The organism is Sulfurimonas sp., from assembly GCF_041583195.1.
Classification (GTDB): Bacteria; Campylobacterota; Campylobacteria; order Campylobacterales; family Sulfurimonadaceae; genus Sulfurimonas.
Window position 1 is genome coordinate 93908 of the sequence record NZ_JBFHGL010000002.1, and the last position, 13004, is coordinate 106911.

Consider the following 13004-nt stretch of genomic DNA (forward strand, 5'->3'; position numbering starts at 1 on the left):
CACATGGATATAAACTATTTCGACATTGTTGCTTCAGCAATAATTTTACTTTTAGGTTTAAAAGGGATATTAAACGGTTTTTTTAAAGAGGTTTTCGGTCTTATCGGAATCATAGGTGGTATATTTATAGCATCTAGATTTGGTCCTGATGTTGGAGAGTACTTAAACACTCTAATCTTCAATTTCGATAATGAAGGTGCTATTGGTTTTACAGGTTTTCTAGCAACTTTAGCTATTTTTTGGCTACTTATGATAGCTGCAGGGGCAATCTTTAAAAAGTTAAGCTCTATGAGTGGGCTTGGTATATATGACAGAATTTTAGGTTTTGTTTTTGGTGCAAGTAAATTCTTTCTAATAGCGGCAGTAATTGCACATGCTATATACAATGTACAATCATTAAGAGGTGTAATTGATTCGGCTATGGGAAATTCCGTTTTATTTCCAGTACTTACAAAAACAGGTTCTGTAATTATGAAGATAGACCCTGTATCTATTAGCAATGACCTAAACCAAACTATTGAAAACACTACAAAAGTTATAGAAGATAAGACTAAAGATGTAGTTCAAGACGTAGTAGATGAGAAAGCAAAAGAGATTACACAAAACGTAGAACAGCAGATCAAAGAACAAGTAGAAGCAAATAAAAAAGATATTGAGAGTAGAATAACAGGAGAAAATAGTGAGTGATATATCAACTAACTTTTCAGAACCTACTGTTGAATACAATCAACTTTTAGAAGACTTCAAAAATCTTTTAAAACAAAACAATCTTAAGTTTACTATTCAAAGAGAAGTTATTTTAGAGACACTATATAACTCTAGCGAGCATTTAACTCCTGAATCTTTACACCAAGTTTTACAAAAAAAATATTCTGAGTTAAAGATTGGTATAGCTACGGTTTATAGAACACTGTCACTCTTGGAAGATTCAAAGATGGTTACTTCACTCTCTTTTGGTGCTCAAGGTAAAAAGTATGAGCTTGGTGCAAAAGAGCACCATGATCATCTAATCTGTACCAGATGTGGAACAATCACAGAATTTGTAGATGAACAAATAGAAGAGAGACAACACAAGATAGCGGATGAGTTAGGTTTTAAAATGCAAGACCATTCTATGCAAATATACGGCATATGTGAAAAGTGTCAACAAGAAGAAAACAAATAAGGAAGATATATTGGCTTTTGAAAATAAATTTATACAACAAAGAATCCAAAAAGCACAGGTGCTAAAAGAGGCTGGATTTAATCCATATGCAAATGATTCTAAAAGAAACACTACTATTTCAAAATATTTAAACGTTAACGATGATATTCACAACTTAGAAGAAAAACGTGATGAGAAACGTCACTATACTGTTAGCGGACGTATTAAGCTTCAACGTATTATGGGTAAGGCCAGTTTTATAAAGATAGAAGATGAAAGCGGTATGCTTCAGGTATATGTGGCACGTGACAATCTTCCTGAAGGTTTCTATAACGATATTTTTAAAAAGAACATTGAAGTCGGTGATATTGTAGAGGTTGAGGGTTATCCATTTGTAACTGGTCATGGTGAACTTTCACTACATGCACACTCTCTAAAACTTTTAACTAAAGCCATTGCACCATTACCTGAGAAATTCCACGGTGTAACTGACAAAGAGATCAGATACAGAAAAAGATATCTTGATCTTATTATGAATGCAGAAGTTAGAAAAACATTCCAAATCCGCTCTAAAGTTATCTCTTTAACTCGTCACTTCTTTGAGGAAAAAGGTTTCTTAGAAGTTGAAACTCCTATGATGCACCCAATTGCCGGTGGAGCAAATGCGAAACCGTTTGTAACTCACCATAATGCACTTGGAATCGACAGATACTTAAGAATCGCACCTGAGCTTTACCTAAAACGTCTAATCGTTGGTGGATTTGAAGCTGTATTTGAGATCAACCGTAACTTTAGAAATGAAGGTATGGATGCTACTCACAACCCTGAATTTACATCGATTGAATTCTACTGGGCATATAAAACATATAGAGATCTAATTGAGATCACAAAAGATTATTTCAAGTACCTTTTTGAACATCTGGATCTTCCGACAATTCTGCCTTACGGTGATATGGAAGTTGATTTTGATAAGTTTACAGAGATCCCGTTAATTCAGTCACTTACTGATATCGGTGGCGTACCTGCTGATGTTGTAAACGACAAAGAAAAGATCTTAGACTACCTAAGAAGTAAAAACCTTGAAGCTGATGCAAAAATGACTCTTGGTTATCTTCAAGGTGAGTTATTTGATGAGTTTGTTGAAGAGAAACTGATCAATCCTACTTTCATCACTGAATACCCTGTTGATCTTTCACCTCTTGCAAGAAGAAACGATGAAAATCCTGATATTACTGAAAGATTTGAGCTGTTTATTGCAGGTCGTGAAATTGCAAATGCGTTTAGCGAGTTAAACGATCCAGTTGATCAGTATGAGCGTTTTGTTGCTCAAGGTGAAGCAAAAGAAGGCGGTGACGATGAAGCTCACGAGATGGATAAAGACTTCGTAGATGCACTAAGCTACGGTATGGCTCCAACTGCGGGACAAGGTATTGGTATCGACAGATTAGTAATGCTTTTAACAAATGAGCACTCTATTCGTGACGTACTTCTTTTCCCTGCTATGAAACCTCTAGCAGAAGGTTCTAAAGAGGATGAAATCCCGGAAGAATAATTTTCAGTCAGTTATTATCATTTTTTTTGTATAATCGCGATATTTAAATTACAAGGAATTTTGTAACATGAGTTTTTTACAAGAATTTGATAAAGAAATTTTCGATTTATGCGAAAAAGAGCTGGAAAGACAAACTGATCACCTAGAGATGATCGCATCAGAGAACTTTACACTACCTGCTGTAATGGAAACTATGGGTTCTGTATTTACAAACAAGTATGCTGAAGGTTACCCTGGTAAGCGTTACTACGGTGGTTGTGAATATGCTGATGGTGTTGAGCAATTAGCAATTGACCGTGCATGTAAACTTTTTGGATGTAACTATGCAAACGTTCAGCCACACTCTGGAAGCCAGGCAAACGGTGCAGTATATGCAGCACTACTACAAGCTGGTGATAAACTTTTAGGTATGGACTTAAGCCACGGTGGTCACTTAACTCACGGTTCTAAACCTTCATTCTCTGGTAAAAACTACCACTCATTCACTTACGGTGTTGAGTTAGACGGTCGTATCAACTACGACAGAGTTTTAGACATTGCTAAAATTACTCAACCAAAAATAATCGTATGTGGTGCTTCAGCTTATGCACGTGAGATCGACTTTAAACGTTTCCGTGAGATTGCTGATGAAGTTGGAGCAATTTTATTTGCTGATATCGCACACATTGCTGGTTTAGTAGCTGCTGGTGAGCACCCTAGCCCGTTCCCACATGCACACGTTGTAACTACAACTACTCACAAAACTCTAGCTGGTCCTCGTGGTGGTATGATCATGACTAACGATGAAGATATAGCTAAAAAAATCAACTCTGCTATCTTCCCTGCACTTCAAGGTGGTCCATTAGTTCACGTTATTGCAGCTAAAGCGGTTGGTTTCAAACACAACTTATCTCCAGCGTGGAAAGAATATGCTAAACAAGTAAAAGCTAACGCTAAAGTTTTAGCTGAAGTACTTATCAAACGCGGATACGATGTAGTTAGTGACGGTACTGACAACCACTTAGTACTTGTAAGTTTTGTTGGTCGCGAAATATCTGGTAAAGATGCTGATGCGGCACTAGGTAATGCAGGTATCACTGTAAATAAAAACACTGTTCCAGGTGAGACAAGAAGCCCATTTGTAACTTCTGGTATCCGTGTAGGTTCTCCTGCTCTTACAAGCCGTGGTATGAAAGAGAAAGAGTTTGAACTAATCGCAAACAAAATGGCTGACGTATTAGATGATATCAACAACACTGAATTACAAGCTAAAGTAAAAGAAGAGTTAAAAGAGTTAGCTCAAAACTTTGTAATTTATAATCAGTCAACATACTAATAAAATTTTTTACTATAAAAAGGGGCAGCTTTAAATGACGGCAATGGATATGAAACTTATCAAGATGATTACTGATCACTATTGGGAAAAAAGTGATACAGTGGTCAATAAGATATCTTTTAAAGGCCGTACATTTTATAACAAGTTTAAAAAAATAAACTCACCGTTAAACTCACAAGTGATAAATAAACACTTAAAAGGTGAAATAACTGCTGCACATTCTTTAGTAAATTCTCGTGGAAAAGTTGAAAATATCGTAATTGATTATAACGGTCGTGATCCTGAGCGTTTTTATCATAAGGCACAACTTTTGCTACGTGAAGAGGGATATATAAACTTTACAGCTTATAAAACAAAAACAGAGGGTCACCTTCATGTTTATATACATAAAGGTCATACCACTTTACAAGAAGCTATACAACTTGGTAAAATGATCAGCATGAAACTAGCTGCGAAGCAACCAAAACAATGGCGTATGTTTCCAAACAACGATATGCCCGACGAGTACAACATATTGACACTGCCGTATGAAGTATATGCAAAAGAGCGTGGTGCTTCTTGGTCGAAGCATCTATAGAGTGTGTTTATAGTTTAAATTAAGGAGTTTAAAGATGGAAGAGAATAACGAGTTAAATGATATTATTTTGAACAAGGGAAACAGCTCTAGTTCAAATAAGAAGGTAGTTCTAGCCGTAGCTACACTAGGTGTAGTTTTAATAATTGTAGTAATGTTAATGAACACTATTAATTCTAATGACGGGGAAAACCTACCTAAACCGGTTCCACTTCCAACTCCACAAAGCGTAGCTGAAACTACTGTAGAAGATATGCCTAAAGAGGAAGCTTTATTTGAAGAGGTAGAAGTTGTTCAAGAGAAAAATATTGATGAGAATAACCTTGACCAAATAGCTCAGAAACTAAAAGAAGAGAGTATGGCTGAAACAGTAGTTGAACCAACACCTAAGCCTGTTGCAAAACCCGTAGTTAAACAAACTCCTAAGCCAAAACCTGTAACAACACCTAAAGCTACTGGTAAACAATACTTTGTTCAAGTTGGTTCATTTTCAAAATATAAACCAAATAAAAAGTTTTTAAACTCTATAACAAGCAAAGGTTATACATACGAGTTCTATAAAGTTGGAACTTTAAATAAAGTTCTTGTTGGTCCGTTTGCTAATGAAAAAGAAGCAAGAGGCGCACTTAGAACTATTAGAAGCTCTATTGAAGCCGGTGCTTTCTTAACTAGAAAATAGGCAAATATGATATATTCTAAAAAGTTTACACAAGATATGCTTGCACCCATAGCGGTGTATGAAAAATTAAAATTGCTTTATCCAGATGAGATAAGCTACCTTTTTGAGAGTGCCGGTCAAAGTGAAGGGAACTTCAGTTTTGTTGCAATCGGTGCACGTGAGAGACTACAATTTATCGATGATAAAACTGTCTACACTGACAAAGACGGCATAAAACACACTAAAGATGAAAACCCTTTTGACTTTTTAAAGTCGTACTATAAAAATATAGATACTCATGAGTACAAAAAAGCTACTAGCGAATTAAAGATTGGTTATGTGGATGGTTTCATAGGTTATATCGGTTACGATATGGTTAAAGTTTTTGAGCCAAAACTACACGGAACTATGGATGACTTGGTAGATGAGTTAAACACACCTGATCTTGATCTAATACTTCCAAAGTTAGTACTCGTATATTCGCATAAAAACCATGAGATCACATTAGTATCTACTCTTAAAGATTATGCAGATCAGTTTGAAAAAATAGAATCTGAGCTGAAATCACCTACTGAATACATTGAGTTAGTTAAAAACATCGGTAACGATGAAGGAACTTTCGCACATTCAAAAGAAAAATTCTTTAAAATGATCGATGATTCTAAAGAGATGATCAAAAGCGGTGATGTATTTCAGATCCTTATGACAAACCGCTTTACAAGAAATATAAAAGTTGATCCATTTAGTTTTTACAGAATTCTTCGTACTAAAAACCCTTCTCCATATATGTTTTTAATGGAATATGAAGACTTTAGCATAGTTGGAAGCTCACCTGAGGTTATGGTTAGACTAAATGAGGGTGAACTTCTTCTACGTCCAATTGCAGGTACAAGAAAACGCGGAGCTACAAAGCAGCGTGATCGTGAGCTTGAAGAAGAACTTCTAAACGATCCTAAAGAGCTTGCAGAACATCTAATGCTAATAGATCTTGGACGTAATGATGTAGGTCGTGTTGCAAAAACCGGGACTGTAAAAGTTGAAGATATGATGCATATTGAAAGGTTTTCTCACGTTATGCATATAGTATCTGATGTAGTTGCAGAGATAGCTGATGACAAAGATATGTTTGATCTGTTTATGGCTACATTTACAGCAGGAACTATGACTGGTGCTCCAAAAATTCGTGCGATGGAGCTCATTGCACAGTATGAGGGAATCAAACGTGGATTTTACAGTGGAAGTATTGGTTACTTCGGGTTTGATGGAAATATGGACACTGCGATCACAATCCGTACTGCAATGGTAAAAGAGGATAAGGTTATTCTTCAAGCCGGTGCAGGTGTTGTAGCTGATAGTCAAAATGAGCTAGAGTATTTAGAAGTTACAAATAAACTAGGTGCACTTGTTCACTCTTTAAAGGACTTGGATTAATGAAACTGTTCGCTATTTTTGGCGATCCTGTTTCACACTCAAGATCTCCTCTTATGCACAACTGTGTATTTAAAAATCTAAACTATCCCGCATGTTATACTCGTGTACATCTAAAAGACGGCTCTAAACTTCGTGATACTTTCTTTGCACTCGGTTTAAGCGGTGCAAATATAACTGTCCCACATAAAGAAGCAGCTTACAACGCATGTGATGAGATCAGAGGCTTTGCTAAAACTGTAGGTGTTGTAAATACGATCATCAACGAAAATGGCAAACTGATAGGCTATAACACAGATGCTGATGGCTTTATGTACTCTATAGAAGAGTTTGGAGATATAAAAAACATATTAGTCATCGGTGCAGGTGGAACTTCTAAAGCGCTCTCTTCAAGATTTAAACAAGACGGTATAGTCGTAGATGTACTAAATAGAAGTGAAGGCAGACTTGAGGAGTTTAAATCGATAGTTGATAACACTTACACTTGGGATAGTCTCGTAATTAAAAAATACGACCTTGTAGTAAACACGACAAGTGCAGGCCTAAGTGATGAGAACTACCCTTGCCCGCTTAACATGCTTGAAAATATACTAGATAACACCTCATACGTTGCAGACGCTATATACGGAAAACTAACTCCGTTTTTAAAACTTGCCAGTGAAAAAGGTCTGACATATAAAGATGGTTCCGACATGCTTCTTGGTCAAGGTGTTTTGGCTAATGAGTTGTTTGTAAATGGTGAGTTAAAAAAAGAAGATATTCGTATGTATATGAAAAAAAGCTTTGAGCTTTAATTCATATATTAGTCGTTAAGACGCTCTAATAGAGAACCTGCTAACTCCATATATACACTTTTTTTCATATCTTCAACTTCAGACATGTTTTGTACTGCATAACTTTTTATCATTTTGTCTAAAGAATTTATATCGTAGTGTTCAGCAAGCATAACTTCCATTACAGCTATCTTCTCAACTATCTTGTCAAACTCATCTTCAGCTAGATCTTTACTTACCTGAGAGTTAAAGTCCCAGTATTTTGATTTTGGCGTACCACCAAAGATATTATCTTCATCTTCTAATAGTGCTTCAAATTTTGCCATTAGATATTTCCTTGTTTTTTTAATTAGAGAATTTTATCTCTTAATACTTGTTTTAAACTTTAACTCTTGTCTCTAATGCTCTGGTTAAAGAAAGGATGTCAATGTTTTCTAAACTAACACCTGTAGGCACACCCTGAGCGATTTTAGAGAAGTTAATATTGTACTTTTGAAGCTTATCTTCTATGTACAGTATTACTGCATCGTTTGAGATCGATGGAGTTATTGCGAACACTATCTCTTTAACTCCATTTTTTACTATTTTTTCAAGATGTTCTATGCTTAAATTCTCAAGCGATTCTAACACAAAGTACTTACCGTCAAACAAGCCGTTTTCTTCTAAAAGAAGTATATCTTTAGCATTTTCAACTATACAAAGGAGTGATTCATCCCTGCTCTCATCACAACATATAAAACAAAGCTCATCCTCACTCATACCGCCACAACTGGTACACTTTTTTAAACTACCAAGTGCATCTTCTATAGCATGTGCGATTTTTATGCCCGTATATGAGTCATTCATAACCATATGGTAAGCTAGTCTTGTAGCTGATTTTTTACCTACGGTCGGTAAAGATTCTAAAGCTTCGACAAGACGATTAAACTTCTCTAATGATCTAATCACATATCATCCTTTGGCAAAAATATCCAAAGTTTAAGAGGTGCTTTTAAGCCTCCTGCAACGTCTCTAGCTTCATCTCCAAAACCTAAAAACATATCAGCCCTGATCGCACCTTTTATAGCACCGCCTGTGTCTTGAGCCTGAACTATTTGGCTAAATTTAGTGCCTTCTTGCTCAGCACTGCAGTATAGCATACTACCAAGCGGAATGAATCTTCTATCGACTGCTATTGATCTTTTAGGTGTTAATTCTAATCCTAAAGAACCAGTAGCTGCTTGAGTTTTTTGTCTGAAGTAAACTAAAGAATCATTATAGTTTAGTACTTCATCTACTCTGTCCGGATTTTGTTTAAACCACTCTCTTATAGACTGAAGAGAGATCTTTTCTAATGGTATCTCTCCTTGATTTACTAAATATTTTCCAATAGATTTATACTTGTGTCCGTTTTGGTTATCGTAACCTATAAAAATTGTTTCGTTATTATCAAGAACTACCCTGCCCGAGCCTTGAACTTCTAAAAAGAAAAGATCAACTTTATTGTCTACATAGCAGATCACATCCGCATCCACTTCAACTTCTGAGATCTCTTTGCGAGTATGGTACGGTACCAGTTTATTTCCATCTATACGACCTCTGAGTCTATAGTGTTTAAGATCAGGGTATATAGAGCTAAGATCAACTGTAATCAGATCTTTTGGTGTTTTATAAACAGGATATACATACTGATCGTGCTTTGTTAAAGAGCCTCTTAAATAAGGTTCATAGTATCCTGTCAGTAAACCCTCCTTATCTCCATCTTCAGCATGTATCTCAAAAGGTTCAAAATTTAACAAAAAGAAGTTTTTAGCATTATCTACATTTTCTGCTTCAAGACACAAATCTTCATATATTTTTTTTGTTCTTCCGCTTCTACAACTGTTTTTAAAATTCTCTAATGCATCATCGTAGTTTTCATCATCCCAATTTGGCAGATCATCAAAGTCACTGCTTAACAGTTTTGTTTTAGGTAAGGAGTTATGTTTGACATATTCTTTAACGCTACATCCCGCAAATAAAATTAATATTATAAAAAAATTAGCTATATACTTCATAAGTGCGATTATACAAAGATTAAATTAAAAACGATATAATTGCGAAAAAATTAGATAGGATATTGTGTATTTATGGAAGAGATGAGTTATTATGAAATACTTGAAGTAAGCCAAAACGCAGATAAAAGTACGATTAAAAAAGCATACAGAAAGCTGGCAAAACAGTACCACCCTGATAAAAATCCAGGTGATAGTGAAGCTGAACATAAATTCAAACTTTGTAATGAAGCTTACCAATGTTTAAGCGATGATAAACAAAGAAGTATCTATGACCGTTATGGAAAAGAGGGTCTACAAGGTATGGGCGGCAGTGGCCGTTCATCTGGTATGGGTGGATTTGAGGATCTTGGTGCAATTTTTGAAGAGATGATGGGTGGATTCGGCGGTGGTCGTTCACGCAGACGCCAAAATCCTGCAGATATGGACAAGTATCAGTTAGATATGAATATAAACATGTCCCTATCATTTCATGAAGCAATATTCGGTTGCGAAAAAGAAGTTACTTACAACTATAAAGATTCTTGTAAATCTTGTAACGGAACCGGTGCAAAAGATGGTAAACTATCTACTTGTAAACAGTGTGGCGGTCAAGGTCAAGTTCACATGCAGCAAGGATTTATGACTTTTTCACAAACATGTCCGGCATGTAATGGTAGTGGAAGTGCACCTGCTGATAAATGTCCTGACTGTAATGGTAGCGGATATGAAGAAAAAAGAGAGACTGTAACGTTAAAGGTTCCAAAAGGGATCGATGATGGAAACCGTTTAAGAGTATCTGGTAAAGGTAATGTAAGTAAACGCGGTAATCGTGGTGATCTATATGTAACTTTTGAAGTAAAATCTGATAAACACTTTATCAGAAATGGAAATGACATTCATATAGAAATTCCTGTGTTTTTCACTCAGGCTATAACAGGTGATACTATCACTATCCCTTCACTTACAGGTGAACTTGAGTTGAGACTTGAAGTTGGTACAAGAGATAAACAACAATTTACTTTCAGAGGTGAAGGTATTGATGATGTACATGGACATGGTAAAGGTGATCTGATTGCACATATTAGTATTACATATCCGAAGTCTCTTGATGCTAAACAAAAAGAGCTTATAGCAGAGCTTCAAGAGTCTTTTGGAATAGAATCAAAACCGCATGAGAGTGTACTTGATTCTGCAATAGACAAGATGAAAAGCTGGTTTAAATAAAATAACAAAAGGCTAAACATGAATAAAACTAATCTTACAAAGAAGCTGTCAACTTTAGCCCTATCCATGTTTAGAAAAGACTTCTTTGGAATCTATCACGGTTCCATCTCTGCAAAAACAGAGTCAAACCGTTTTCTTATAAATACAAAAGAAGCGGTTTTTGATGCGTTGGATGAGTCTTCCCTTATAGAACTTTATTATAAAAAAGATTATCGCTGGAATCAGGCGAGTATGGATGCTACTATTCATCAAAGTATCTATTCTCAAATCTCTGACGCAAAATTCATATCTTTCTCTATGCCGCAGTTTACTACTGCGTATTCACTTGAACATAATGTTATAAACCCTAAAGATTATTTTGGACATAAAGAAATAGGTTCTATTGAAATTGTGGATCCTGGTAACTTTGAAGATTGGTACGATAGAGCACAAAGTACGATTACACACTATTTTCAAAAAAATACGACAAATATTATGGTTATTCGCGGATATGGAGTATACTCTTACAACAGAGATATTCATGAAATGGCCAAAAAACTGGCTATTTTAGAGAAAAGCTGCAGACTCTTAATGTTAGAGGGTGATAAAAAAGACTACAACTTCGACTAATCGATGCTATAAACTTTTTATAGCCTCTAGTGTTGTATCCATCATTTTATCTATCTCTTCATAGCTTATCACATATGGTGGCATAAAATATACTACATGTCCAAGCGGACGAATTAATACACCTCTTTCTAAGCAGTACTGATGAACCTTCAGACCTATTCTCTCTTCTGAGCTGTAACCTTTTAATTCAACCACACTTACCATTCCTGTTTGTCTGATCTCTAATACATTATCAAGATTTTCAAACTCTTTTAATTTCTCTAACATATAGGCTGATTTTTTTTCATTTTCTTCTATAATATTTTCATTCTCAAAGATATCCAAAGTTGCATTTGCAGCAGCGCATGCAAGAGCATTACCTGTATAAGAATGAGAGTGTAAAAATGCTTTATATTCCAAATAATCACAATAAAACTTGGCATAAATATCGTTTGATGTAATTACAACAGACAGCGGAAGATAACCACCCGTGATCCCTTTTGATAGCACTAAAAAATCAGGTGTAACATCTGCATGTTCACAAGCAAATAACTTCCCGCTTCTTCCAAAACCAACCATAACTTCATCTGCAATAAAATGTATATCATATCTGTTACATATATCACTGACAAGTTTTAAAAATTCAGGATGATACATATGCATATATCCGGCACCTTGAATAAGAGGTTCAAGAATGATCGCACTAATCTCATCTGCTCTTTGTTTACACAACTCTTCAAACTTCTCTGCCGCTTCACGTGCAGCTTCTATACTCATATCTTTTGGTACTGGAGTCTGTATACTTTGAATAAGTAGTGGTTCATAAGTTTCTTTGTAAAGTTCTACATCACCTACACTTAAGGCACCAATAGTTTCACCATGATATGAATTTGTTAAAGATACAAAAATAGGTTTATTTTTACCATCATTTTTATGTGCATGAAAACTCATTTTAAGAGCTACTTCAACGGCAGATGAGCCGTTGTCTGCATAGAAACATTTATCTAAACCATTTGGAGCTAATTTTACCAAGCGCTCAGATAGTCTTATAATCGGTTCATGTGTAAAGCCTGCTATGATCACATGTTCAAGCGTATCAAGTTGCTCTTTTATTTTCTCATTTATATAAGGGTTAGCATGACCGAATATATTTACCCACCAGCTGCTTATACCGTCTATAAATTTGTTACCTTCAAAGTCTTCAAGCCATACACCACTTCCTTTTTTTACAGGTGTTAATGGGAGCTGTTCATAGTCTTTCATCTGAGAGCACGGATGCCATAGTACTTCTAAATCTCTGTTTTTTAATTCATTATTCATCATGGTCGAATTATAACCATAAGTTTTTAAACAAAAATATTATGAAAATTTCTGCATTTCACAATACTCATCACTATATGGAATTCTTACACACTGTAATAATCCGTAAAGCTCAAAATCTCTACCGCTTAAATCGCAAAGTTCATTACCGTTTTCACCAAGAAAAATAAACTTTTCATATTTATGATCACTCTTTTTTACATAATTAGAATAAACAACATAAACAGCTTCTTTTAATATGGGAAATTCTTCACTGATTTTTTTGAATTTTTCACAATCTTTTTTAACACATTTCAGCTCCAAAATCTCTGATTGAATCGTGTTTAACAGTACTTCCGGCAACTGAGGAAGTTTCTCTTTTAATCTATCATATTTTTCTACTCGGCTCATGACATCTCCTTGTAGTGACATTA

15 protein-coding genes are annotated in these 13004 nt (G+C 35.3%); 10 read left to right on the top strand and 5 right to left on the bottom strand.

Going from position 1 to position 13004, the window contains the following annotated elements; translation table 11 throughout:
• Positions 1–3 precede the first annotated feature (3 nt).
• From ABZA65_RS02250 to ABZA65_RS02285, 8 genes are all read left to right on the top strand, one after another.
• Positions 4–687 (top strand): CvpA family protein, encoded by a 684-nt coding sequence (locus ABZA65_RS02250; RefSeq protein ID WP_373070148.1) that lies wholly within the window; start codon positions 4–6, stop codon positions 685–687.
• Positions 680–1165, top strand: coding sequence for a Fur family transcriptional regulator (locus ABZA65_RS02255; protein ID WP_373070150.1), 486 nt, complete (start codon positions 680–682; stop codon positions 1163–1165). The genes ABZA65_RS02250 and ABZA65_RS02255 overlap by 8 nt, the downstream gene beginning before the upstream one ends.
• Positions 1166–1175: 10 nt before the next feature.
• The gene (gene lysS, locus ABZA65_RS02260) at positions 1176–2696 is read left to right on the top strand and encodes a lysine--tRNA ligase (RefSeq protein WP_373070152.1); all 1521 of its coding nucleotides are present in this window, start codon (positions 1176–1178) and stop codon (positions 2694–2696) included.
• A 67-nt stretch (positions 2697–2763) separates the two neighbouring features.
• Positions 2764–4011, top strand: coding sequence for a serine hydroxymethyltransferase (locus ABZA65_RS02265; RefSeq protein WP_373070154.1), 1248 nt, complete (start codon positions 2764–2766; stop codon positions 4009–4011).
• A 34-nt stretch (positions 4012–4045) separates the two neighbouring features.
• Positions 4046–4588 (top strand): DUF1882 domain-containing protein, encoded by a 543-nt coding sequence (locus tag ABZA65_RS02270; protein ID WP_373070156.1) that lies wholly within the window; start codon positions 4046–4048, stop codon positions 4586–4588.
• 34 nt (positions 4589–4622) lie between these two features.
• Positions 4623–5264, top strand: a complete 642-nt coding sequence (locus ABZA65_RS02275; RefSeq protein ID WP_373070158.1) for an SPOR domain-containing protein — start codon at positions 4623–4625, stop codon at positions 5262–5264.
• Between the two features lie 6 nt (positions 5265–5270).
• Complete coding sequence (locus ABZA65_RS02280; RefSeq protein WP_373070160.1) at positions 5271–6674, top strand: anthranilate synthase component I family protein; 1404 nt, start codon at positions 5271–5273, stop codon at positions 6672–6674.
• The gene (locus ABZA65_RS02285) at positions 6674–7465 is read left to right on the top strand and encodes a shikimate dehydrogenase (protein WP_373070162.1); all 792 of its coding nucleotides are present in this window, start codon (positions 6674–6676) and stop codon (positions 7463–7465) included. Before ABZA65_RS02280 ends, ABZA65_RS02285 begins: the two co-directional genes overlap by 1 nt.
• An 8-nt stretch (positions 7466–7473) precedes the next feature.
• Here the strand turns inward: ABZA65_RS02285 and ABZA65_RS02290 are convergent, their stop codons facing one another.
• From ABZA65_RS02290 to ABZA65_RS02300, 3 genes are read right to left on the bottom strand one after another with little or no spacing between them, the layout of a single operon-like run.
• Complete coding sequence (locus ABZA65_RS02290) at positions 7474–7770, bottom strand: DUF2018 family protein (RefSeq protein ID WP_373070164.1); 297 nt, start codon at positions 7768–7770, stop codon at positions 7474–7476.
• Positions 7771–7822: 52 nt separating this feature from the next.
• Entirely contained in the window at positions 7823–8392 is a 570-nt protein-coding gene (gene recR, locus ABZA65_RS02295; protein WP_373070166.1) for a recombination mediator RecR, read from the bottom strand.
• A complete protein-coding gene (locus tag ABZA65_RS02300; protein ID WP_373070168.1) occupies positions 8389–9480 on the bottom strand; it encodes a murein transglycosylase A in 1092 nt (363 codons plus the stop codon). The genes recR and ABZA65_RS02300 overlap by 4 nt, the downstream gene beginning before the upstream one ends.
• A 72-nt stretch (positions 9481–9552) precedes the next feature.
• Here ABZA65_RS02300 and dnaJ point away from each other — a divergent pair, with 72 nt between their 5' ends.
• Both dnaJ and ABZA65_RS02310 read left to right on the top strand, forming a co-directional pair.
• Positions 9553–10683, top strand: a complete 1131-nt coding sequence (gene dnaJ / locus ABZA65_RS02305; RefSeq protein ID WP_373070170.1) for a molecular chaperone DnaJ — start codon at positions 9553–9555, stop codon at positions 10681–10683.
• Between the two features lie 18 nt (positions 10684–10701).
• Positions 10702–11292 (top strand): class II aldolase and adducin N-terminal domain-containing protein, encoded by a 591-nt coding sequence (locus ABZA65_RS02310; protein WP_373070172.1) that lies wholly within the window; start codon positions 10702–10704, stop codon positions 11290–11292.
• A 6-nt stretch (positions 11293–11298) separates the two neighbouring features.
• Here ABZA65_RS02310 and ABZA65_RS02315 read toward each other — a convergent pair whose 3' ends face one another.
• Both ABZA65_RS02315 and ABZA65_RS02320 read right to left on the bottom strand, forming a co-directional pair.
• Positions 11299–12594 carry an adenosylmethionine--8-amino-7-oxononanoate transaminase gene (locus tag ABZA65_RS02315; protein WP_373070174.1) on the bottom strand — a complete coding sequence of 432 codons (1296 nt, stop codon included), beginning with the start codon at positions 12592–12594 and terminating at the stop codon, positions 11299–11301.
• A 36-nt stretch (positions 12595–12630) separates the two neighbouring features.
• On the bottom strand, positions 12631–12981 hold the full coding sequence (locus ABZA65_RS02320; protein WP_373070176.1) for a hypothetical protein: 351 nt from the start codon (positions 12979–12981) through the stop codon (positions 12631–12633).
• Positions 12982–13004: the final 23 nt, after the last annotated feature.

What these genes read in the sequence shown, in the direction of transcription:
- ABZA65_RS02250 (WP_373070148.1), top strand. Translation starts at nt 4, where the DNA reads ATGGATATAAACTATTTCGACATTGTTGCTTCAGCAATAATTTTACTT.
- ABZA65_RS02265 (WP_373070154.1), top strand. Translation starts at nt 2,764, where the DNA reads ATGAGTTTTTTACAAGAATTTGATAAAGAAATTTTCGATTTATGCGAA.
- ABZA65_RS02270 (WP_373070156.1), top strand. Translation starts at nt 4,046, where the DNA reads ATGACGGCAATGGATATGAAACTTATCAAGATGATTACTGATCACTAT.
- ABZA65_RS02275 (WP_373070158.1), top strand. Translation starts at nt 4,623, where the DNA reads ATGGAAGAGAATAACGAGTTAAATGATATTATTTTGAACAAGGGAAAC.
- ABZA65_RS02280 (WP_373070160.1), top strand. Translation starts at nt 5,271, where the DNA reads ATGATATATTCTAAAAAGTTTACACAAGATATGCTTGCACCCATAGCG.
- ABZA65_RS02285 (WP_373070162.1), top strand. Translation starts at nt 6,674, where the DNA reads ATGAAACTGTTCGCTATTTTTGGCGATCCTGTTTCACACTCAAGATCT.
- ABZA65_RS02290 (WP_373070164.1), bottom strand. Translation starts at nt 7,770, where the DNA reads ATGGCAAAATTTGAAGCACTATTAGAAGATGAAGATAATATCTTTGGT.
- ABZA65_RS02300 (WP_373070168.1), bottom strand. Translation starts at nt 9,480, where the DNA reads ATGAAGTATATAGCTAATTTTTTTATAATATTAATTTTATTTGCGGGA.
- dnaJ (WP_373070170.1), top strand. Translation starts at nt 9,553, where the DNA reads ATGGAAGAGATGAGTTATTATGAAATACTTGAAGTAAGCCAAAACGCA.
- ABZA65_RS02310 (WP_373070172.1), top strand. Translation starts at nt 10,702, where the DNA reads ATGAATAAAACTAATCTTACAAAGAAGCTGTCAACTTTAGCCCTATCC.
- ABZA65_RS02315 (WP_373070174.1), bottom strand. Translation starts at nt 12,594, where the DNA reads ATGATGAATAATGAATTAAAAAACAGAGATTTAGAAGTACTATGGCAT.
- ABZA65_RS02320 (WP_373070176.1), bottom strand. Translation starts at nt 12,981, where the DNA reads ATGAGCCGAGTAGAAAAATATGATAGATTAAAAGAGAAACTTCCTCAG.